Genomic DNA, 20,344 nt, shown 5'->3' with positions numbered 1-20,344 from the left:
AGATAAAAGCTTATCAATCGACCCTTTGCTTTAAAAGGCACCTCCTGCTCATCTATCGAAAACACGCCATTAATATTATGATTTGATTACAGATCATAAAAGTTCACGTTAGTTTATTATCGATCATTCTCAACCTAATATAACCTCCGCGCCCTAACGAAAACAAATACAAGGACTTGTGCAACGAAAAATACTGTAAGAGACGGGTGTAAAAATGGTAACAATCGAACTTGAGGACTTAGATGGACTCCTACCAATGCTGGGCGAGATATGCATGATCAGCGATGTAGAGCTCTACTATAAGGGTCACTTCCTTTCAATAAATGATGTAAAGGTTCTTGTTGCCAACATAAAACAATCCGGTCATATTCGTACGGTAGAAACGCATTACCAAGTCACACTGAAGGGCGACCAAACCCTTACCTTTCCAATAGTAGAAAATAAACCTGTTATCACTAAAGAGGTGTTGGAAACGATAATTTCTACACCAGACTTTGCTCTTCCTCAACCTTTATTATTGGTTTAACAAGACACTATATAAACCAAGCCATTAGCCTAAACCCACTAATTACTCGATAAAAAAATGAATAATGAACTAATGACCAGGCTCGAACAAGCCGGACTCAAGAGCACCAAAAACGAGCTCATATCAAAAATAGAGCAGGCAGAAAGGGAGGTTATTCTCCAAGCGTTAATTCAAAAAGCGAAACAAATTTCGTTCTCTCTAGAGTCGGTCGAAGCACAATCGGTAGTGACAGCATTGAGCGCCTTTACAACCATTCCCGATGCTCCATCTGCAGAGCGAGCACTTGAACACTACAGCCAACTCAATGACGAGCAACAATTGGAGTATAGGCAGCAAATATACGCTCAGTTTATTCGCCAATCATCCATGTTTAAAAAACTTATGCAAAAAAGCTGATAAAAGATTACGGCCTAAATCGGCTGCTCGTTTCTGTAGCTGGTTACTACTTGATGCAAACATGCCAAATCAAGCGGCACAACGGCTTTGTATTGCCTGAGTCTTAAACATTTCTTTTTGCCAGTTAGGCCGAATATTACTCTAATCATTTAATTGAATTTGTTTAATATTAAAATAAACAACTGGTTAACAAACATTCAGACACCTCTTTTTAACACTTTACTTCGTGAGTTGGATCACCATAACGTATAAATATCGTGATAATTATTTACAAAATATATAGCCTTGCGTTTCCATGACAGACAGAGGTAACGCACAAGTGAGTGATACTCAAAATACGTTAACAGCGAAAGCAAGCCCGTGGACATCCTACGATACTCAATGGGTCTTAAGCCTATTTGGCACCGCCGTCGGTGCAGGCATCCTATTTTTGCCCATCAACTTAGGCATAGGTGGCATAGTCCCACTCATTATAATGGCCATACTTGCTTATCCGATGACTTACTTGGCACACAGAGGATTTACTCGCTTTATTCTCTCTTCTCGCCGAACCGATGCCGACTTTACTGACGTCGTTGTTGAACATTTTGGTCCAGCTGCCGGACAAGGTATTTCTCTTCTTTACTTCCTCTCAATTTTCCCTGTTCTGCTGATTTATGGTGTTGGTCTTACCAATACAGTCGATAGTTTTATGGTTAACCAAGCAGATATGGCCTCTATGCCGAGAGCTTGGCTATCTGGTGTTTTAGTAGCTGGATTGATCGCCATCATGCTCGCAGGTGAAAAAGCCATGCTGCGGACATTCTCAATCATGGTCTATCCACTGGTCGCTATTTTGCTGTTTTTATCTGTCTACCTGATCCCTAGCTGGCATGTGCCAGAACTTGTTATGCCGGCAATATCCGATTTAAGCAGCACTCTATGGCTAGCCACTCCCGTCGTGATCTTCTCATTTAGCCATGTTGCCGCTCTGTCTTCGTTTGCTAATGCTCAGCGCAGACATTATGGCGATGAAGAAGCCACACCGAAATCAGAAGTGATCGTTCGCCGCACGAACCTAATGCTGATTGTGTTTGTGATGCTATTTGTAGGCTCTTGTGTACTGACTCTTTCCCCAGAGCAATTGGTGGAAGCTAAGACTCAGAACGTATCCGTACTTTCTTACCTAGCCAATGCCACAGATAACCCATTTATCGCAACACTTGGCCCTATTGTTGCGTTCATTGCTATCACCTCTTCTTTCATCGGCCACTTCTTGGGAGCACGTGAAAGCCTGATTGGTATGCTGACCAAAAGCACGCCGCTTTCTCATCGTCAGGCGCATGCTATTTGTATCCTTGCACTCTTCTTAAGTATCTGGGCGGTATCGATTATCAACCCGAGCATCTTGGGTATGATGGAGGCGCTATCAGGTCCAATTATTGCGATGATTTTATTTATCATGCCAATGATCGCCGTCTACAAAGTAAAAAGTTTGCACATGTATAAAGGCAAGCTCTCGACTTTCTTTGTACTTGCGACCGGAGCCGTCGCGGTAAGTGCATTAGTGTTTAAGCTAGTGCAATAGTTCTGACTTTCAATCTGAAGAACACAACGAAAAAAGGACTGTTAGTTTTCAGTCCTTTTTTTTTAATCGGCGAACTTCGTAAGAGTCATTCAAATACTTGATAGTGGCGCTGAACATTAGTGGTTATCATTCCCCAGCGGGAAGCTTTGACTCGTTCTTGGTGATAGTCAAAAGCGGCCCTATTAATAAACTCTTCATAAACATCAAAACGCAGCGGATTTTGCGGGTTTTCAGTCACCTGAAAAGTGATGCACCCTTCCTCTTCTAACGTTAGACGTTTATGGTTGGTGAGCTCACTCTTAACCAAGCCTAATTCTGATTCAGGGACCAAAATAAAGCCCTTTAAAACAACTTTTGACATAAATTATCCAAAACATGTCAGTACGTTGAAACAAACTTGGCAGTTTATCCAGCTCTGGCGCCATTGGGCATAGGCATTTCTGGACAAGCTAAACACGGCAAGAGTTTGTCTTCATAACCAATGTCGAACAACATACCTTGCGAGACTTCACCAGCCATTTTCCTCTCCGGCAAATTCACCACAAACAATGCTTGCTTACCCTCAATATCCTTTGGGTTATCACGTTCTTGTTTAATACCAGCGAGAATAGAGCGGGTATGATCGCCAAAGTCCACTGTAAGCTTCATCAATTTATCAGACTTAGCCACCTCAGTGACTTCACGAATAAGGCCAACCCTAATATCTACTTTCGCAAAATCATCAAAACTAATCAGCGGTTTTATTGGAGCATGTTCCATACATTTAACTCGACGAAACAATATGAGTGGCGCAAAGCTTATTGCCAGCAGGGTCTCGCAAGTAAGCCAAATACAATGTCCTCCCTCGGCTTTCACGTATACCAGGAGGTGCTTCACACGCTGTGCCGCCATTTTCTAGACCAGCGGCATGCCATGCCTCCACCAAGTCAGGGCTGCTGACTTTAAGCCCGATTGTCATTCCATTGCCATGAGTTGCTGGCTCACCATCAATTGGGTTAGTAATACCCAACACACCATCTTTTGTTACATAAAGGCAGCGGCCTTTGTCATCCATCACACCTTCTGAATATCCAAGAACGGCCATCACAGCATCATAAAAAGTCTTGGATTGATTAATATCATTTGCGCCGACCATAACGTGACTGAACATTGCTATTCCTTTTTTAGCTATGAAGTTAAAAATACTGTGCAATATTAGGTACATAATGTCTAGCGATAAAAGTGATAAGAAGCCAAGGTTTTTATCCTTCTACTGCTCTTAATACAGCCTATCTATATTCATACATGGTTAATATTGGGGCAGGGAGAAGGTCTGCTTGTAGAGAACAGCACTGTCATTGGTCATGTAAAACTCTCTTGAAACGGTCAATTAAACTCCGTTATTGGCCAATTAAGAGAGCTGAATTTGGTAGATTAGAGCACTCAATGAGTAAAACAGACCAAGCTTTCTTGATCTGATACTCCCCATGTTGTGCTCCGCCTTACTCCTACGATAAGTTATTCGCCATAGGTAATAATGCCCCGAGCTTCATGCTGCCAACATCACGTTGCCCACGCTCTCCTACTTGGTCATACCATAAAGAGTTTAACATTTGTGTCGCCGCTTCATCCCAATTGTTCGCCTCTAACGCCGCTATCATCTGGTGAAAACCGGAAAACTTCGATTCGCCCAAATTGAATACCATATCCACCACTACAATTTGCCGTGCAGGGACTAACCTAGAGAAATTACTGACCGTGGCTTGCGCTCCTTGAATAGCGTTATTCACACTATCCTCGAACAAGCTATCGACTTGCCCATTCGTTAACACGACTTGCCCAGAACATAATTGCTGATAGTTCACTCCTAGGTTTTCAATTTGCTTCTGGGCTCCAGATTGCTGGAGGTTAAACCCTATACCCACGGTTTTATTTCCTTGGGTGTCTGTATAGACATTGGTTCTGTAACCTTCGTTGCCCGCAATATATGCACGTAAAACATCAAAATTAGGATTAGTCGTTGACATAAAGCCACCTCTCTGAGAATTGATTAAATTGAGTTCCTAACCACAAACATTATCGAATGCTTGAATTGCTCAGTGTAGAGCGCGAGCAGATGAATACTTGGTGGGTTCTATGGAGTTCTCTTGTCGATTAATCAAATAGGTTTATAGAGATGCAAAAGTCCTTCAAACATCTTGATGTGCCATTCACACTAAAACCTTTTGTCCAAGGCAACGACTTGAAATTCATCTTCGTAAAATATTTTGAATAACTTGTCACACTTTAAAACTCGAACTTGAATTCCATGTTCGTTTAAAAGCGCCACTAAATTATACATCTCAGACACAAAGTACTGTGCAGTCACCTTGAACCAAGAAATGGCATCGTCTGGCCAATGACTCGATGACCAAGGTGGGCAGGGTAACTCTTGATTGAATTTGGCGAATATGTCTGAAACGATATCTTCCTCATAAGGTGCCAATAGCCCTTGCTCTCGAAGATACTCAACTTCGGTAAAAGGCCCGTGCATCTCCCTTGGGCTTTGCCCATCAGAGCCAACGACAAAACGAATATACACTTTAAATACCACATTACTAATCAGGGGAATACCTGATGGGACTTTAACGGGCTTTTATTACAATGGCTACCATTTTGAACATGACTCACAACGTTACAGTAAGGTCTATAAGGCAAAAATATAATCAGACTTTTTTTAGATACAGTGACTACAGGCAGAGCCAAAGTGGAACTTCCTTTTACCGGAAAGGAGGAACTTTTAAAGCAAGTTGAAAATAGAGACTCCTCAAAAAATTATATTTTAATGATAAACGATCCTAATATGGGGCATGCTTATACCGTCGATATTCCCGCTCAATCAAAAGAGAATACAAGGATTTACCTTTATCAATCAGATGCAGGTCTTGGTGTAACAAGCGAGTTAAGTTTGTCGGACTGGATGAGCGTGAAAGGCAAGCAAGCGATAGCCCTTGACCGTTTAATTGATGCTATTGATGAATTTAGAGCTGGGGTATGTAATCAACAACTCATCGCCGATGTCTTTGATATAAACTCCGACCCAAATGCTATTCATTCAGAGAAACAAACAAAATTCGGAGAGGAAATAAAATTTTCCATGGATGCGTATGATCCTAGTAATGTAAAGCTGAATATGGATATGATAGAGAGTAATCTGTACTAATTCAGACCTGATCTGACAGGCACCCACTTTTTCAACTCGATGCCTGTCAGATTAACCCTAGGCTAGATCTTTTCTACCCCTTATTTAGTGTTGATAGTCATTTTGGGGTAATGGCATCATGGCCATAAAGAAATCAGCGCCTCATGCAATTAGGATAACAGGATAAACGATACGCAAATAGGCAGTGGCTTCTAGGCTAATTGGTTGGCTAGGTGCGGTTGTTATGCGTGATCCTTCTTGTCATACGCTGACTTTAGTTCACACCACTAGCCTAGAAAAGCCCACTTTTCTGTTTCAAGAGTCCCCTACTTTTTAGGTGTAATCGATTGGTTTGTTACTTATCGAAAGGTCTCTCTATTCCTGCATGTGCATTCCTCTTTGCATTGATGCCCCTCGTATATTTGTCCAATCTTTTTGTAGGTTGACCTAGCGTTGATTCCGTTTCTTAGGTCCGTTTTTGTCGTCTTCGGGTGGATACCTTCCTGCTTTTAGCCCCCTCTCTACTTTTTCTTTTGAGTCATTGGATAACTCCCCAGTCGTGTACGCACTGTAGGGTACGTCTTCTGGTTCATCGGCTTCCATGGGTATAGCGTTTTTGCCCTGAATGGTCCAGCCGCCGTCTTCATATACGATCGTGCCAGTGCTCCCGGGCACGAGCCCATAGCAGGCGGCATACCCCGCTTTGTCACCCGTTACTTTCACCGTTATTGTCCGTCCTTTAGATTTCTCTTTAAATAGTTTGTGGCAGTTATGGAATCCCTCACCGATGCACGGCCAAGCATTCATTGATATCGTAAGGTCGCCGGTCGCGTATTTACCCCCCTTGAATAACCGCTCTTCGGCATGTTTATCTCCCCCACTTTCATACGTAGTTTTCCCAACCGATGCTATCACGGCCCTCTGTATCGGTGTTTCCGTATTTGTTTCTAATACCCCTTTACCCTCAAGCCCTGATACCCCTCCGCCCCCGTTTACCGCTTCCCACCTCATCTCCCGTCTGTTCTCTAGATGCGTTTTAATATAAGCGGGCAGTGCGAATCTCTCGTGTGTTGAATTTTGAGGATATTCGCACGTGATGTTATTACCGCCTACAATATTGTACCCTTTATGAGCAACTGAATTAGCAACCGATCTTCTTTTATTCTCTTTTGGTTTCTCTACATGTGCATACATATCTCAAACCTCTTTAAATTAGATTTTTTCATTAACATAGATACCTCTTTAACTGCCTATTTGGCTTTTAAGGCCTATTAGGGTGTCTACCCCACCTTACCCAACAGTAAACTCATCCCCTCCATACCACCCCAACAGCCATCTAACCTCACGCCCAAGCGCACTGTTAAAACCTTGCGGTAGACTGGCTGAAATAGTTATTAACGCATAGCAAAGCCGTACTAATTGCAGCGTTTACTGCCGATTCAATTTGACGCTAGATTACAAACTTAGGTAAATCGACTCGTGTTGAGTACCTGTTTTATCTTGCTATGAGTTTACTTTAGGTCTGTTTTTGCATACTGACTTGGCGTAAATAACCAAGTAGTCGGTAAAGGGCAGGTTTTGAAAAGTGGGAGTGAAAGCCCTGCTGTAAATCAGCAGCTTTAGGCATTCGGTTATATGGGGATAATTACTAATAAAGCGAGCTAGTTCGCTCGCTTTGCACTTTGAAAGAATAAGTTGATGCTTCTGCCTGACTAGAAAAAGTACCTTGAAAACGGGTTATTTTTGGGCAACCTCAGTGATGAATTTATCCACTTCTTGGTAAAACTTAGACGGTTCATTTTGAACCCAATGATTGGCTCCTTCGAACGAAACATTATTCCATGTCGAAATGAATTTTTCAGCGCGTTCACAACCACTTAAACTCCGTTCCTTAGGGTGCCTGTCCCTTTAATTACTTTAATTATTTTCTAAATAAGATTTCATTTTCTAGCATAGGAATAACACCTGTATAAAACGATTTTTATTGTTAATTATCTTCTATAATCAATGGCCCTCTAGCATCGAGTGCGGCGAAAAAAGCAGCCACGTCATCCTCAGGATGCGGCCCTAGCAAAGCGTTATTGAATTCTTGGACCTGTGTTTGGTTCATTTGATTTCTAATTATGTCCCTAATTCCATTTCCATTTAGATATACTCCTCTTAATTTCATATTAGGATTCACATTAGCAATATGAATTATTTCATCGGGTGTATAATACCCCCCTCCTACAATGACTACGTCATCTCCTCCTTGCACCTCATTCTGGGTGATAGTGTAAGTTGGAGCCTGGCCATTGTGACCTTGTCTATACATTTCTATATCCAAAGTATCTATTATTTTCCTTTGTCCTATTGTTTGACTATCCATTTTTTTTATCTTGTTACCAACTGTTTTTACTCCAAAATTATTACCTGATGAATTTAACTGATAACTGTTTCTTCTAATCTTCTTTACTTGTTCATACATATCTCAAACCTTTTTAAACTGGATTCTATCGCTCGTTACAAGCTTCCTCTTATCACCTATGACATCCCAGAAAAGCCCCCCATGGGTTTTGCCTCAACTATCTCATTAACATTGATGGCTGTTTAACTAGCTAGCATATTCATTAACGCCTAACAAAGCCGTACTAATTACAGTGTTTACTGCCGATTCAATTTGGCGCAAGATTACAAATTTAGGTAAATCGACTCATGTTTAGTTATGCTGCGTCTTAATCAACTTTACCTCCCTTGAGTACCTGTTTTATCTTGCTATGAGTTTACTTTAGGTCTGTTTTTGCATACTGACTTGGCGTAAATAACCAATTAGTCGGTAAAGGGCAGGTTTTGAAAAGTGGGAGTGAAAGCCCTGCTGTGAAACAGCAGCTTTAGGCATTCGTTTAAATGGGGATAGTTGCTAATAAAGCGAGCTAGTTCGCTCGCTTTGTACTTTGAAAAAATAAGTGATGCTTCTGCCTGACTAGAAAAAGCTTCTTAAATGCAGATTATATTTTGGCAACCTCAGTGATGAATTTATCCACCTCTTGGTAAAACTTAGACGGTTCATTTTGAACCCAATGATTGGCTCCTTCGAACGAAACATTATTTAATGTCGAAATGAATCTTTCAGCGTGTTCACAACCACTTAAACTTTGTGTACCCCAAAAGTAAACTTTAGGTATCGGCAAGCTTTCATAGATTTGTCCCCAACGAACAACACCCCGCGCATCTTGAGTGGCGTGCTGAACATAAATTTCACTCGCGGTATTACCTAAAACAACGGGGTCACAGCGCCGAACAGACGATAAATACTTAATACCCGCCCCGTGGCCCCAAGACAGAGAAAAACGTTGTGAAAAACCGACACCTTTCACCCACTTAGAAAATTCATCAGGACTTAACTGAGAATATTGTTCAGCAATTATCTTAGACAAGATTATATTTTCTGCGTGGACGCCACCTTCGGCATTAATAAAACCACGCACAATACCTTTTGTATCGTGTTGGCAAACCAAGGTAGACGTATCGCCTCCCCAAGAGTGACCAAGGAGAAAGCAATCATCAATCTTTAATTGCTCAAGCGCTTTTAATATTCGCTTTGCTTGAGTTTCCGTTGAATGAGAAATGGCTGAAGCAGGAGAATAGCCGTAACCACATAGATCAAACATGACTAGGTTGTAATTCGGCAGCCAGTCGACTGCATCCGCAAAACAGAGATGCGATTCACCCAAACCATGAATCAACACTAACGTTTCTTGAGATTCTTTGCGCTCAGTAGCCAAACAATAAAGCTGGTCGCCCTCGATATCTAGCCATTTTTCTACTAACACATCACCCTCGCACTTCTAACCACTGAATAAGGGTTTATCATAACCAATTTAGCCCGAAACGAAAGATGGAATTGATGAAGGAGGCTCAACCAGCTGCTTGGTAATCGCATATTACTATCACACCTACTGGCAGGCGTTCAGGCTAGCTCATATCACAAAACTTAGAGCACTTTCTAAACATTTAAAGTCTTGAATACGCTGATGATGCTTTACCCTGTCTCCAACGATGACCAAGTTGACTGCTAACTGCTCACAGGCTTTTAGATCCCATTCGGCATCACCAAAGTAAGTCACTGGATAATCTATAACTTTATTCATTTGGGACTTTGCCAACTCCATAATTTCTATACGGGAGTAGTGATCATTACAAGACATAATTGACAACTTCTCTACCTCAAAACCTGCTGATTCCAATTTAATCCTTGCGGTTTCTCCCCAGCCTCCTGTAGCAATAGAAACGACATACTTATCACTATTTAATAGGTGAGCCACAAAATTTTTGGCTCCTGGAACTTCCTTAGCAGGTGAAGCTTCAATGGCTTTTCGGATATTATGGATAAAGATAGGCTTAACAATACTCTCTAACTCAGCGAGTGAGTATTTGAGGTTCTGTTGTTCGATAAATGTTTTCAATATACCTCTATCAGTGACAAAGGGATAAGATCCCCAGTCAGTTGATATTTCAAGCCCTGTAGCCTCTAGCACAGCATCAAAAAAACACTGCTCATCCATTTCATATGACTGAAGTAGCGTTCCATCAATATCTAACATTACGTGATGATTCATTAAATTTTCCTTTTTATACTTATAACGAATTCTTTGTATTCATTGATATCCATACAATCTGAACCCTAAATCTGTTTTCACTATATGCCAACGCCCAATCTTATTTAATGACTCTACGACAGAGCTTACATCTTGCTCGAACCAAGCTACGGGTATCTTCTCTTTACCGTAAGGTTTACCAAGTTCTGGAAAGTCCAACCACTCGATTTCCTTGTAATAAGTAGGACCAAACCAAAAACGATTGGAAAGATATGTTTCTCCTATGGCTTCATTAGTTGGTAATGAACCCCTAACACCATCATTTTGGCTACCAACAAACTTCCAAATCACTTGTATGTCAGGGGCTACTTCATTGAGCAGACGAAAACATTTACGCCACTTGGCATTAGACATATACGGTGTAACAACCGATTGCGCGATTAGTTTATCTACTTTGATTTCGTGGGCTACAAAATCAAACACGTTACTATTTAGATTGCTCATATTTTCCTAAGTCACAATATTATTTATATCTTTACCGAAAACTAAAAGGCAAAATAATCATCACCAAAGTATGCCAATAATTCAGGATAAATACCAAAGGTGCTACGTCAAGCTAAGAGGCGTAAACATATATACGTCTAGGCTCAAGCTACTTGTTAGTTGCCGATATCAAAGGCTAGTGCTAACATTTGTACACACAGCAACAAAGGAATACGTCATGGACGCTAGAATTCAATTTCGTGTTGATGAGGAAACGAAACGCCTAGCTCAACAAATGGCTGAGAGCCAAGGCCGCACACTAAGTGATGCTTGTCGTGAACTTACTGAACAACTCGCTGAACAACAAAGAAAAACACTATCTCATGATGCATGGCTAACAGAACAAGTAAACCTAGCATTTGAGAAGTTCGACGCAGGCGAATCTGTTTTCGTTGAGCACCAAACAGCTAAATCTCAAATGGAAGAACGCAAAGCCAGAATCCGTAATCGAGATAAGTAATGATTTTATGGGAAGAAGAGTCACTTAATGATCGTGAAAAAATCTTTGAATTTCTCTATGACTTTAACTCTGATGCGGCAGAAAAAACTGACAACCTCATTGGAGTAAAAGTAGAAAACTTGCTAAAGCAACCTCTTATGGGTGTACAGCGAGACGGTATTCGTGGGCGATTACTTATCATACCTGAGATTTCGATGATCGTTTCCTATTGTATAGAAGGCGACATTATCCGAGTTATACGTGTACTCCATCAGAAACAAAAATTTCCTACAGATTAGTCGCGTCCTCTGGGAAACTAACGGACGGTGACATAGCGGCATAATAGCACAGCGCGGCTACGTTAATTTTGTATCCTTGCAGATGCAAAATCACTTCACCTTAAGTTCCATTACTACCCCATCTTGCTCATCTTCTTCGGTGACAACAAACCCAAAGCGAGAATAGAATCTTCTCATGACGTGATGGCCTGGCATATATAGGATAGTGATGACTTTACATTCTGGGATAGCACTCAACTTCTTCAATTGCTAATTTGGTTGCAATCGTTCCAATGCCTTGACCTTGATATTTTACGTCTACCATAAACTGCGCAATATAAAACTCGTCTGGCAAGCCCTCCTCTAGCTCTTGATAATATTGTAAAAATCCCACGACTTCATCGCCTCGATAAATCGCTCGATTAACATAATGGGGATAGAAATGAGACTCGGCGATTGATTCAGAGTTGAGGGCAACATAATCTTCCTGCTCTTTGGTGATTTCTAAATGAATGACTTCTAGCCAGTTATCCTTTGTAACTTCTTTTATGCTGATATCCATAAATTTCCTGAAAGCACTTAGTGCTGAACAACACAGATGCTACCGCAAACCACCTTAAATTACTAAACCCAACGCATAGTAAAAGTGCCACGCGTTGCGAATCACTCTTAAACAGCTTGTATGGAGTGTTTTACGGCACCTATATGCTTAACTACCTGATAATAAAGTAAACCTTGCCAAACGATAAAAGGCAAAGTGTCCGAAGCTGTACTGACCAGCTCAGGGTTTTCAGGAATAACCAACATATAGTAAGCGGACAACAAAGCAAACATCGGTATCAATAGAGTGAAGAACCTAACTGCAACGACAAAGCTAATACTAAAATATCGTCCGAGGAAATCAGTTCCATTGGCAGCCCCATTTGCTTTATAAGCCAAGAATGTACCCAGTATAGGAATCAGGACAGAAGATACGGAACTTATTGCGTCCCACACGTTTCCAGACTCAATAGGGATTCTTAGCGCAATCTCAATACCTAATACAGTAAAGATAAGAGTTAAGAACATATATATAAATCTATCTTTTTCAGTCAGTCGCCCAGATCTAACCTGTTCTTTTAAACTCTTGATGTTCCAGATATACATTTTTATTCCTAAACTCATAACGCTTCGTTAAGTAGTGAGTAACGCTTTGTTAGCACTTTGTTTGCACCCTAATTCCAATTCTTTCTGCCACTTTTACAATGTCCCTTAACAAGTCATCAGGTAAATAACCATATAAATGCAGAATGAGGTTATGCTTAGGATAAAAATAGCCGTAGCTTACTAATTGACCTACACCTGCCTTCCAACTCCTAGCAGCTTTAATTTCAATAATATCTTCAGAGCTCATACAATCAATTCTCCCTACTGGAGTTTTAATCTCCCACTTCATGTCTGGGTTACTAAACAGTATTCTAGCTCTCACACCTTCTTCCATTTTTCCGTTTGGTATTGGCGACACCCTATAAAGATCTGCAATCGACTTATGAGCCATTATTTGCCCCAACTCTTCGCAGTAAGGCTTTAATTTCTGTAGCAGGCTAAACTTGTGGCCTTTGTCAATAACCTCTCCACTCAGAACTACTGGTACCTCTTTCTCCCAAAGCAATACATCCTCAATTTGCTTTTTTGCTTCATGAGTCCGGAGCCAAAGCGCGGGACATAGAGATGACTCATTATTCTTCAGTTTTTCGTAATGAATTTTTAACAGATCTTCCAAAATAGAACTCCGGATCTTTTACTCTAAGTGCTAACGCCCTGTTAAGGTGTGAGCAACGCAATACCGAAGCTCCCGCATTCCACCTTAAACACAAAACGCAACGCAGAGCAAAAATGCCAAGCGTTGCGAATCACTGGCCTTGTTAGGTATACTTTGCACCAAATTCTTTGTAACACTTTGGAAAATAACCCCAAACTCTAACAAATGATTCCGTCACTTCAAATTCAAAGCCGATCCGTTTAATAAGACTTAGAACCTTTTCAGACAAATCAATATCAATCCACTCAACGCAAAGCAATGGAAGTGGTAAGTGATAATACCATTCTCTATCCCAACCCGAGATGTAGCCATTAACCACCTTAGTTCGGTAGCAAGGTGGGTTAGAAAGTTCACGAATTTCTGATATTAGCTCATTCCATTTTGTGTTGTTGGCAGCACCAACTAATTGCTTTTCGGCAATGGTCCTTTTCGCTTCTTTCACGTACTTTTCATCGGACACTGTATTGGCCATTGGCAGAAGACTCATGTGTATACCTAACGCCTCTGTTAAAAGACAAAATTTGGTTGACTATAATGTGAAGCGGAGCGAAACCAGCCAACTGAATTTTGTCCGCTTTTAAACTATTTGCTAAGTGGCCTTTGCACGATCCATCTCATCTAGTTTTTTTAAAGCAAACCGTCCTCTTTCAGATACTGCTTGGGATTTATCTGATGCAAACTTTTCAGCATAAACCCTAGCAATGCCTCCAATATTTGATAAATTACGAATCAGGATCTCTGCTGATATACGCCTTACAATTGAAGACCTATCTTCAGAAGAAAGCTTTAGCAATGTAAGCAACGATGATTGAACACCTATCTCTCTTTCTGAAATGATCGGCTTTAGCTTACCTTCGCAATATCTTATATCAGTCCATTCCCATTTTCTTCCTTCAATCCAGGCAACCTTGCCTTCAAATAAGCTACGGAAAGCTTTAGCTCGAACCGCTGGTTGAGCTGCTTCACTCGCTATATTTTCAATGCTTTCATCAAGAATAGATGTGCGGCCAAGTTGGGAAAATAGCGAAGGCATTGGACCAGAAGTCGATGTAATTAACTTTAACCTTAGTGATTCTGCTACTTTTTCTGCACAAATTATCTGTAAGAGAACTTCTTTATCAACATCCTCAATTCTTCCCCATGAATTCCAATTAGATAGGGCGATACAAAGCGCTTCAACAACAAATTCTGGGTTGGTAGATTTTGCTATTTCAGGAAGCTTATCCCTTGCAGCTTCACGAACTTGAGGCACCCAATCATTAAGCCTACGAATGGCAAGTGAAAAGAAGAAAGTATTTGGAGCCGCACCTGACAGTGTGCGTAGAGTTTTCTCTCGCTTGTAACCATCCCAGCTTATTAAGTCTAACCAAGTCAGAAGTCCACTAGATTTGGACCAGACTTTCCATTTTGGAGGAGTTGATTCTCTTAATGCCAAGGAAAATTCTGATCGAATTAGGCGCTCCCAATAGTCAAAGCTACTAAGAGGTAGTTGAAAAGTCGCATCAATTAGAGGAGATATATCAGCCACCACTTTGCCTCCCGAATTTATCGAGTTAGCAAAGTCTTTAACTGCTGAAATAATTTTATCTTCCATAACCTAAAATTCTTACACTTACTATCTGGGCTATTTAACGCTGTATTAAGTAGTGAGCAACGCCACCACTAAACCTAATCTATTGTGCCGTAAACACTAAAACTGATTCAAGCCCAAAATTACAAGCATTGCTAATCTGCTTAAATTTATTGTTAAGTTCGGATCTCGCGTAGTCCCTGAATTGCTCTTTCGGTAGATTTAACTAGGTCCTCCTGCTTTAATTCTTTTCGGATAAGCAATGCTCCATTTAACTGTTTTAAAGCTTCATCGTAGTTGCCTATTTCAACATTCAATTTACCTAAATGCTGCAAACTAAAACTTAATGTAAGATCACAGCTATATGCTTGGCTTGATATAAAAGCCCTTTTTGCCTCAGCTAAGTTACCTGCGTAATGAAGTGCAACACCAGAAGCATGTAAAGCCCAGAATTTATGTTTTTCGTTTACAGTCGTCATCTGTACTTTTGTAGCCAACCAATAGGCTGGATTATTGATACCAATAATCCTCAAACAATCTGCGATTAGTATCTGCTGCCACTCTAGTTTTTCTCTTTGCCCAAGGATTTTAAAAGAAAATGCTTTGTAGATATGTGAAAGCAATTTGAAAAAGGTTTTAGTCGATACCTTATCTCTCTGAAATTTCACTATTTACTCCTAGGACATAACGCCACATTAAGGTGTAAGCGGCGCTTGGCAATACTTGAGCGAAACGAAATTGCCATGTGTTGCGAATCACTCTTAAATGCTTGCTATGTTTATAACTTTAATTTTTATTACAAGCTGGGTATTCGCCATACTCTAAACAGTAATCTAGGATTACTTTTCGTTCTGCAAACTTCGCTAACGCTCTCTTTTGACTCTCATTTCCAGATGGGCAATAAATTGAAATATACAGATTTCTTGGAATTTCATTTACAGGTGTATTTTGAAGAAACTTATCCGAAAATGTCCATCCTCCACTGTGACCAGCTTTTCTTTCAAACGCAGATTTAACAAATGCTCTCAGTCTAACTTTTAGCTTCTGAGTAGTTTCACCCACATAAACTATATTTTTTTCTAACTCATTTGGTTTACCTGTAGGTGGAACATCAAATTGACCGATTATATAAGTCCCTTGACACCCGATCTGTTCATGAGTCTCAAACTTATGAAAACTAAACCATTCTGAAAAACCTATATTATCTATCATAACTACTCTACTGAAGCATAACGCCTTGCTAAAGGGTAATAAATGGTTGGCTATACTTGCGCGAAGCGCCAGCTAACTATTTATTGTCCAAACGAACGCAGTGAGTGAACTTGAGCAACTTGTTATCGCGCATTAGCTCCAAACCACATTGCAATTTATATTTGGGTACTCAATTTTTAAGTCGGTAAAGCACATTTGAAGTTGTTGATACGAACTTGGCAAGGCTAAGCGAAACTTCTGAGAACCCGTAAATTCTATATTTGCTGGCAATTCAATTAAACCTGTAATTGAATCCCAAAATGCATCCCAATTGTGACCATAGAAATCAGAGAAAGATAATGCTGAAGACAAAAGGACATGCAGCTGTTCTTCCGTTTTAATTGTACTCAAATCTATCTGCATAATTCCCATGCGCTATAACATTCTTAATAACAGGCCGGCTCGTTATCTTGGGGAGCTTTGGCATCAATTTACCTATTAACAACAAAAATACAATACTAATTCAGGACACACAGCAAATTTTCAGTAGGTAAACTGAATCAATCTAGCTTAATTAAACATCTTTCCTATCAGCATCAATCCAAAGCAGAGGATATAGCTCCATATGCCTAAGGCATTCACCCACATAAATAATTTGAATTTCTTTGAATCCGTCGTTGAACGCTTGCGAATAAAAGGATACTTAACCCAGTAGTCAAAACAGCGACTACCTATTTCCCAAGACAATTGATATTTAGGGCGCATGTAGCCTTTGTCGTCGTAGTACTTGCTTAGATCTTTAGCAAGTTGCTGATCCATATAAATAATATGTTTAAAACCCCCTAAGGAAATGACAGAAACCATAATTACGGCAGGAATCGACCAAACAATAGCATAGACCGAAGATAGCCCAAGAACGATAGTCTCAATATCTTTTAGAACTTCGTTCACAATAGCTCTTCTCCCCGTTCATACGGATCAATTGCGTTGTCATACATAGCCTTATCAGCTCTAGGAGCTGATTCAGAACACACACCAAATGTTCAGTAGGCAAACTGAATCAATCAAGCTCAACTAAACATCTTTTTTATCAGAATCAATCCAAGGCAGAGGATATAACTCCACATCCCCAAAGCATTCACCCACATAAATATTTTAAATTTTATTGATTCTGTAGTTGCCCTCTTTCTTATAAAAGGATAACTAACCCAAAACCAAAACAACCGACAAGCAATATTTGATGAAATCATACACCTAGGGTGACAGTGAAGCTTTTCCACATCTTTAGAAAGTTGATGATCTATAAAAACTATCCTTTGAGGATCACCCAAAGAAACCATAGCACTCATGATAACACCAGGAATAGACCATGCTATTGCGTAGTAAAATAGAATAAACGCTACAGTGTGAATCATAAATTAGGATCCCAAGCATACATTTCATCCACGAACCATTTACCACCAGTAGAGCCAACAACACCACCAATGGCTCCACCGACAACAAACGAGCTTATTCCAGCAACCGCGAGTACGGGTGCTGAAGTTACCCCAACAACACCTAAAATAAGTAAAACCGCACCACTTCCAAGTTCGGCCCCAATAGTGCCACCACCCCAAGCGCCAATAAAACCAGCAACTTCACGAGTTGTTGTCTTGCCACAGTCCCCTGTACCATCGACCTTACAAGCTTCATAGATGCTATCGACGCCACTGGCTGCACCGATCATTAAGCCAATGTATCCCAGACCTCTCGCGGCGGAAATACCTATACAAATGTTGCCGATACGCTTACCTAGATCTTTAACAAAGCCTGTCTTTAGAATTTCATCTGCATTGTGGATTACTGACTTAGTCGACAACTTCAGGTTGCGTTTAATTTGGGTGTAAATAGGAAGTTGCACACTACGCTTAGACAACATAGCAAAGGAGCCATCAAGCTTTTTAAACAAGCCCGCACGTTCAGAGACAAAAGTTCCATAGTTCACCCCACCTGTTCTGCTTGCCATCGCTACTTGAGCGGCATACAAATCGTTAATTTCTAAAAGCACGCCTTGGATGTTTTTCAGATTCTGCTCGACTAGCGCCGATGTCGCACCCACACCTGTGGCAACTTGCGCATAGTAGTCGGAAGGTAAACCATCAGCCCTAATTCGCTCATCGAGTTGATGGGAAAACAAGTCAAAATGGCGGTTTAGCGTATCGACTTCTTCATCAAGCAGTTTGCCTAACTCCTTACTCGCAATCTTGGCTTGCTCTAACCACTCATCGAGGAGCTTGTTATCTTCTGCTGTTTTTGGCTCTGTTGTAGGAAGCAGCACAATCTCACCCTGCCTTACAGGCTCGTTTAGGTGAGCATTGCAACTTTTGATGTATTGTTTCTGGTCTTCTTTGGTGTCGGCAGTAAATAGACTTGCCCACAATACCTCTTGAGACTGGGTACAGGGTGATTGCATCCAGCCAAGTTCAAACACACGTGCTGCTTTTTCACGCTCTGCAAGAACGCGCTCTCTATTTTCTGCCCAACGTTTCTCGTCCTTAGCGGTATAAGTTAATTCCGCTCTGCGCTCTTGACGTTGTCGCGCTGCTCTTTCTCTTGTGGTTTCTTGCCTTTCTTCTGGGGCATATGGGAAAGATTCATACCGCATGGTAGTTAGCCTTGATAAAAAATAAGCCGAATCATATCAATATTTTCAGTTATTTATCATTCCCAACAAGGCGTTTTGCGGCATTTACCAACCAAATAGTTATTTTGACTAGCAAAACGCTCAAAGTGACGCTTTCGCTCCCCTATTCGAACGTAATATAAAGCGAGGGGGGTTTAGATAAAAATTGGACAAAAGCTTGCCAGCTACATTACTAAATTAGAATATAACGAATTAGTTGGATTATTGAACGTTAACCCCTATTAAGATGTGAGCAACGCAATACCGAAGCTCCCGCATAACACCTTAAACAAGAAACGCAACGCATAGCAAAAATGCCAAGCGTTGCGAATCACTATTAAATCATTTGATAGGGCTATATCTTGATGATTATTGGTACATCTTCCCAAGCAAGGCTGCCTCTTTGCATTGTATGACTCATATTATGATACATCGCTTTCTTGATTATGGGGTCGATACCTTCCCATAATTCTGGGTTGACACAGATATCTTCGGATTCACAAAATACAACCTTATTCAAAAAATGCTCTAAGTCATACTTAATGTACTTAATAATTTCTTCCATAAATAAGCTATTTTTCTTCAGCCAACAGAGCACTACATGTGTTTCATTTTCAAATGGCACTAAGTTAAAAGAAAATGAAGGAATATAATCAGGATACTGCCCCAGAAAATCAAGGTAAAGATCAAGGTGCATATTAACCATAGAACAACATGATACGCCGACATTTTTTTCCAAAACTATCTGAAAGTACTCGATTTCTTCAAAGTTTTTACTTTTTATTACTTCATCAATTTCACTAAGCTGGACCAATACTGAATTGTTGTAATTTTTTTCATGCCAGTTGCACATTTGATATAAACCAAACACCTGTTCATAATTTAAGGCATCTCTTACTTCGTTATATACAAACTTAGTTCTCTCTAGCTCTCTTTTCTTTCTGTATGATTCATAGCTCATTGAACGGTAATAAAAAGATGCCGCTTGTTCACTAGATATCTCACCTAATTTTTGTCTTTCGATCTGCTTAAAGAGTTTCGTATCGTGATGGTTACATAGACCAGGATAGGTAGACGCTTTTGAAATTGGAGTTTCAACAAATTTAAAGTTCATCGCACCACTATGCATATCAAAGCTTTTTACCATACTATCTCGTAAGGCATAGACCTTTTTGCTTCCACAGCATATATGTTTTAGCTGTCCATTTCGTTGTTGTGAGTGAGACAAGATAGCCTTCTCGTCACAATTGGAAACCATACACTGAGAGTCTTTTTTACTAGTTTTCTTCAATTTTTTTTCAAACTTGTCAAAAGCTCGCTTAACAAGCTTAAATTGTTCGTTCATTTCAATACCTGAATACCTATTCTAGCCGAATAGTAATAGTAGCTAAGTCAATGATTTTATGTAAGTACTATTCGAGACTGTATGCACATAGCCCTAACGTTCTTAACAACAGGCCGGCACGTTATCCAGCGGAGCTTTGGCATCAACTTACCCATTAACAATAACCTACTAATTGCTCTGCCGAAAAACAAGCCTAACGCTCGCTTTTGACTGTCTGTTTTATCGTTTAAAGCAGCTCAACCGATTGCTTGGCGATCACGTATTCTTCATTGGTTGGGATCACCATGGC

At 40.4% G+C, this 20,344-nt stretch carries 27 protein-coding genes and 1 pseudogene; 6 read left to right on the top strand and 22 right to left on the bottom strand.

Features of this window, described 5'->3' with window-relative positions:
* Positions 1-214: 214 nt before the first annotated feature.
* From MHN79_RS12940 to MHN79_RS12930, 3 genes are all read left to right on the top strand, one after another.
* Complete coding sequence (locus MHN79_RS12940) at positions 215-526, top strand: hypothetical protein (protein ID WP_239173232.1); 312 nt, start codon at positions 215-217, stop codon at positions 524-526.
* 57 nt (positions 527-583) lie between these two features.
* Positions 584-922, top strand: coding sequence for a hypothetical protein (locus tag MHN79_RS12935; RefSeq protein ID WP_239173231.1), 339 nt, complete (start codon positions 584-586; stop codon positions 920-922).
* A gap of 319 nt (positions 923-1,241) precedes the next feature.
* The gene (locus MHN79_RS12930) at positions 1,242-2,489 is read left to right on the top strand and encodes an HAAAP family serine/threonine permease (RefSeq protein ID WP_239173230.1); all 1,248 of its coding nucleotides are present in this window, start codon (positions 1,242-1,244) and stop codon (positions 2,487-2,489) included.
* An 85-nt stretch (positions 2,490-2,574) separates the two neighbouring features.
* Here MHN79_RS12930 and MHN79_RS12925 read toward each other — a convergent pair whose 3' ends face one another.
* From MHN79_RS12925 to MHN79_RS12905, 5 genes are all read right to left on the bottom strand, one after another.
* The gene (locus MHN79_RS12925) at positions 2,575-2,850 is read right to left on the bottom strand and encodes an antibiotic biosynthesis monooxygenase (RefSeq protein ID WP_239173229.1); all 276 of its coding nucleotides are present in this window, start codon (positions 2,848-2,850) and stop codon (positions 2,575-2,577) included.
* Between the two features lie 44 nt (positions 2,851-2,894).
* On the bottom strand, positions 2,895-3,248 hold the full coding sequence (locus tag MHN79_RS12920) for a tRNA-binding protein (RefSeq protein WP_239173228.1): 354 nt from the start codon (positions 3,246-3,248) through the stop codon (positions 2,895-2,897).
* 4 nt (positions 3,249-3,252) lie between these two features.
* Positions 3,253-3,639: a VOC family protein gene (locus tag MHN79_RS12915; protein WP_239173227.1), complete on the bottom strand. Its 387-nt coding sequence runs from the start codon at positions 3,637-3,639 to the stop codon at positions 3,253-3,255.
* Between the two features lie 337 nt (positions 3,640-3,976).
* A complete protein-coding gene (locus MHN79_RS12910; RefSeq protein ID WP_239173226.1) occupies positions 3,977-4,495 on the bottom strand; it encodes a glycoside hydrolase family protein in 519 nt (172 codons plus the stop codon).
* Between the two features lie 188 nt (positions 4,496-4,683).
* Complete coding sequence (locus MHN79_RS12905) at positions 4,684-5,049, bottom strand: hypothetical protein (protein WP_152431770.1); 366 nt, start codon at positions 5,047-5,049, stop codon at positions 4,684-4,686.
* Between the two features lie 165 nt (positions 5,050-5,214).
* Here MHN79_RS12905 and MHN79_RS12900 point away from each other — a divergent pair, with 165 nt between their 5' ends.
* Positions 5,215-5,670 (top strand): cycle-inhibiting factor, encoded by a 456-nt coding sequence (locus MHN79_RS12900; protein ID WP_239173225.1) that lies wholly within the window; start codon positions 5,215-5,217, stop codon positions 5,668-5,670.
* Between the two features lie 426 nt (positions 5,671-6,096).
* On the opposite strand, the gene MHN79_RS12895 is transcribed toward MHN79_RS12900, so the two are convergent.
* The 6 genes and pseudogenes from MHN79_RS12895 to MHN79_RS12875 form a co-directional block, all read right to left on the bottom strand.
* Positions 6,097-6,843: a hypothetical protein gene (locus MHN79_RS12895; protein ID WP_239173224.1), complete on the bottom strand. Its 747-nt coding sequence runs from the start codon at positions 6,841-6,843 to the stop codon at positions 6,097-6,099.
* A 543-nt stretch (positions 6,844-7,386) separates the two neighbouring features.
* Positions 7,387-7,536, bottom strand: a pseudogene (locus tag MHN79_RS20995) (alpha/beta hydrolase); the annotation flags it as partial.
* Between the two features lie 100 nt (positions 7,537-7,636).
* A complete protein-coding gene (locus MHN79_RS12890) occupies positions 7,637-8,116 on the bottom strand; it encodes a hypothetical protein (RefSeq protein WP_239173223.1) in 480 nt (159 codons plus the stop codon).
* Between the two features lie 520 nt (positions 8,117-8,636).
* Positions 8,637-9,461, bottom strand: a complete 825-nt coding sequence (locus tag MHN79_RS12885; RefSeq protein ID WP_239173222.1) for an alpha/beta hydrolase — start codon at positions 9,459-9,461, stop codon at positions 8,637-8,639.
* A gap of 147 nt (positions 9,462-9,608) precedes the next feature.
* Positions 9,609-10,247: an HAD family hydrolase gene (locus tag MHN79_RS12880; protein ID WP_160928140.1), complete on the bottom strand. Its 639-nt coding sequence runs from the start codon at positions 10,245-10,247 to the stop codon at positions 9,609-9,611.
* A gap of 39 nt (positions 10,248-10,286) precedes the next feature.
* On the bottom strand, positions 10,287-10,730 hold the full coding sequence (locus tag MHN79_RS12875; RefSeq protein ID WP_239173221.1) for a hypothetical protein: 444 nt from the start codon (positions 10,728-10,730) through the stop codon (positions 10,287-10,289).
* Positions 10,731-10,947: 217 nt separating this feature from the next.
* Here MHN79_RS12875 and MHN79_RS12870 point away from each other — a divergent pair, with 217 nt between their 5' ends.
* Together MHN79_RS12870 and MHN79_RS12865 are read left to right on the top strand one after the other, a co-directional pair.
* Positions 10,948-11,229: a type II toxin-antitoxin system RelB/DinJ family antitoxin gene (locus MHN79_RS12870; protein ID WP_239173220.1), complete on the top strand. Its 282-nt coding sequence runs from the start codon at positions 10,948-10,950 to the stop codon at positions 11,227-11,229.
* Positions 11,229-11,507 carry a type II toxin-antitoxin system RelE/ParE family toxin gene (locus MHN79_RS12865; protein ID WP_239173219.1) on the top strand — a complete coding sequence of 93 codons (279 nt, stop codon included), beginning with the start codon at positions 11,229-11,231 and terminating at the stop codon, positions 11,505-11,507. The genes MHN79_RS12870 and MHN79_RS12865 overlap by 1 nt, the downstream gene beginning before the upstream one ends.
* A gap of 214 nt (positions 11,508-11,721) precedes the next feature.
* Here the strand turns inward: MHN79_RS12865 and MHN79_RS12860 are convergent, their stop codons facing one another.
* From MHN79_RS12860 to MHN79_RS12790, 11 genes are all read right to left on the bottom strand, one after another.
* On the bottom strand, positions 11,722-12,048 hold the full coding sequence (locus MHN79_RS12860; RefSeq protein WP_239173218.1) for a GNAT family N-acetyltransferase: 327 nt from the start codon (positions 12,046-12,048) through the stop codon (positions 11,722-11,724).
* 107 nt (positions 12,049-12,155) lie between these two features.
* Positions 12,156-12,632 carry a hypothetical protein gene (locus tag MHN79_RS12850; RefSeq protein ID WP_239173217.1) on the bottom strand — a complete coding sequence of 159 codons (477 nt, stop codon included), beginning with the start codon at positions 12,630-12,632 and terminating at the stop codon, positions 12,156-12,158.
* A gap of 49 nt (positions 12,633-12,681) precedes the next feature.
* The gene (locus MHN79_RS12845; protein WP_239173216.1) at positions 12,682-13,248 is read right to left on the bottom strand and encodes a hypothetical protein; all 567 of its coding nucleotides are present in this window, start codon (positions 13,246-13,248) and stop codon (positions 12,682-12,684) included.
* Positions 13,249-13,390: 142 nt separating this feature from the next.
* Positions 13,391-13,774, bottom strand: a complete 384-nt coding sequence (locus MHN79_RS12835) for a DUF6678 family protein (RefSeq protein ID WP_239173214.1) — start codon at positions 13,772-13,774, stop codon at positions 13,391-13,393.
* Positions 13,775-13,876: 102 nt separating this feature from the next.
* Positions 13,877-14,881 (bottom strand): hypothetical protein, encoded by a 1,005-nt coding sequence (locus MHN79_RS12830; RefSeq protein ID WP_239173213.1) that lies wholly within the window; start codon positions 14,879-14,881, stop codon positions 13,877-13,879.
* Positions 14,882-15,033: 152 nt separating this feature from the next.
* Positions 15,034-15,525, bottom strand: coding sequence for a hypothetical protein (locus MHN79_RS12825; protein WP_239173212.1), 492 nt, complete (start codon positions 15,523-15,525; stop codon positions 15,034-15,036).
* A 118-nt stretch (positions 15,526-15,643) separates the two neighbouring features.
* Positions 15,644-16,069: a hypothetical protein gene (locus MHN79_RS12820; protein WP_239173211.1), complete on the bottom strand. Its 426-nt coding sequence runs from the start codon at positions 16,067-16,069 to the stop codon at positions 15,644-15,646.
* A gap of 132 nt (positions 16,070-16,201) precedes the next feature.
* The gene (locus MHN79_RS12815; protein WP_239173210.1) at positions 16,202-16,459 is read right to left on the bottom strand and encodes a barstar family protein; all 258 of its coding nucleotides are present in this window, start codon (positions 16,457-16,459) and stop codon (positions 16,202-16,204) included.
* 159 nt (positions 16,460-16,618) lie between these two features.
* The gene (locus MHN79_RS12810; protein WP_239173209.1) at positions 16,619-16,999 is read right to left on the bottom strand and encodes a hypothetical protein; all 381 of its coding nucleotides are present in this window, start codon (positions 16,997-16,999) and stop codon (positions 16,619-16,621) included.
* Between the two features lie 460 nt (positions 17,000-17,459).
* The gene (locus MHN79_RS12800; RefSeq protein ID WP_239173207.1) at positions 17,460-18,692 is read right to left on the bottom strand and encodes a hypothetical protein; all 1,233 of its coding nucleotides are present in this window, start codon (positions 18,690-18,692) and stop codon (positions 17,460-17,462) included.
* Between the two features lie 373 nt (positions 18,693-19,065).
* Complete coding sequence (locus MHN79_RS12790) at positions 19,066-20,055, bottom strand: hypothetical protein (protein ID WP_239173205.1); 990 nt, start codon at positions 20,053-20,055, stop codon at positions 19,066-19,068.
* Positions 20,056-20,344 lie beyond the last annotated feature (289 nt).

It is taken from the genome of Vibrio sp. Of14-4 (genome assembly GCF_022347625.1).
Lineage (GTDB): Bacteria > Pseudomonadota > Gammaproteobacteria > Enterobacterales > Vibrionaceae > Vibrio > Vibrio pristinus.
The sequence above is the reverse complement of the archived record's forward strand: the minus strand, read 5'-3'. Positions and strand labels throughout refer to the sequence as shown.

Excerpts from the sequence above, each read along its gene's own strand:
- MHN79_RS12940 (WP_239173232.1), top strand. The coding sequence starts at position 215 with ATGGTAACAATCGAACTTGAGGACTTAGATGGACTCCTACCAATGCTG.
- MHN79_RS12935 (WP_239173231.1), top strand. The coding sequence starts at position 584 with ATGAATAATGAACTAATGACCAGGCTCGAACAAGCCGGACTCAAGAGC.
- MHN79_RS12925 (WP_239173229.1), bottom strand. The coding sequence starts at position 2,850 with ATGTCAAAAGTTGTTTTAAAGGGCTTTATTTTGGTCCCTGAATCAGAA.
- MHN79_RS12920 (WP_239173228.1), bottom strand. The coding sequence starts at position 3,248 with ATGGAACATGCTCCAATAAAACCGCTGATTAGTTTTGATGATTTTGCG.
- MHN79_RS12915 (WP_239173227.1), bottom strand. The coding sequence starts at position 3,639 with ATGTTCAGTCACGTTATGGTCGGCGCAAATGATATTAATCAATCCAAG.
- MHN79_RS12910 (WP_239173226.1), bottom strand. The coding sequence starts at position 4,495 with ATGTCAACGACTAATCCTAATTTTGATGTTTTACGTGCATATATTGCG.
- MHN79_RS12895 (WP_239173224.1), bottom strand. The coding sequence starts at position 6,843 with ATGTATGCACATGTAGAGAAACCAAAAGAGAATAAAAGAAGATCGGTT.
- MHN79_RS12890 (WP_239173223.1), bottom strand. The coding sequence starts at position 8,116 with ATGTATGAACAAGTAAAGAAGATTAGAAGAAACAGTTATCAGTTAAAT.
- MHN79_RS12880 (WP_160928140.1), bottom strand. The coding sequence starts at position 10,247 with ATGAATCATCACGTAATGTTAGATATTGATGGAACGCTACTTCAGTCA.
- MHN79_RS12875 (WP_239173221.1), bottom strand. The coding sequence starts at position 10,730 with ATGAGCAATCTAAATAGTAACGTGTTTGATTTTGTAGCCCACGAAATC.
- MHN79_RS12870 (WP_239173220.1), top strand. The coding sequence starts at position 10,948 with ATGGACGCTAGAATTCAATTTCGTGTTGATGAGGAAACGAAACGCCTA.
- MHN79_RS12865 (WP_239173219.1), top strand. The coding sequence starts at position 11,229 with ATGATTTTATGGGAAGAAGAGTCACTTAATGATCGTGAAAAAATCTTT.
- MHN79_RS12860 (WP_239173218.1), bottom strand. The coding sequence starts at position 12,048 with ATGGATATCAGCATAAAAGAAGTTACAAAGGATAACTGGCTAGAAGTC.
- MHN79_RS12850 (WP_239173217.1), bottom strand. The coding sequence starts at position 12,632 with ATGTATATCTGGAACATCAAGAGTTTAAAAGAACAGGTTAGATCTGGG.
- MHN79_RS12835 (WP_239173214.1), bottom strand. The coding sequence starts at position 13,774 with ATGAGTCTTCTGCCAATGGCCAATACAGTGTCCGATGAAAAGTACGTG.
- MHN79_RS12830 (WP_239173213.1), bottom strand. The coding sequence starts at position 14,881 with ATGGAAGATAAAATTATTTCAGCAGTTAAAGACTTTGCTAACTCGATA.
- MHN79_RS12820 (WP_239173211.1), bottom strand. The coding sequence starts at position 16,069 with ATGATAGATAATATAGGTTTTTCAGAATGGTTTAGTTTTCATAAGTTT.
- MHN79_RS12800 (WP_239173207.1), bottom strand. The coding sequence starts at position 18,692 with ATGCGGTATGAATCTTTCCCATATGCCCCAGAAGAAAGGCAAGAAACC.
- MHN79_RS12790 (WP_239173205.1), bottom strand. The coding sequence starts at position 20,055 with ATGAACGAACAATTTAAGCTTGTTAAGCGAGCTTTTGACAAGTTTGAA.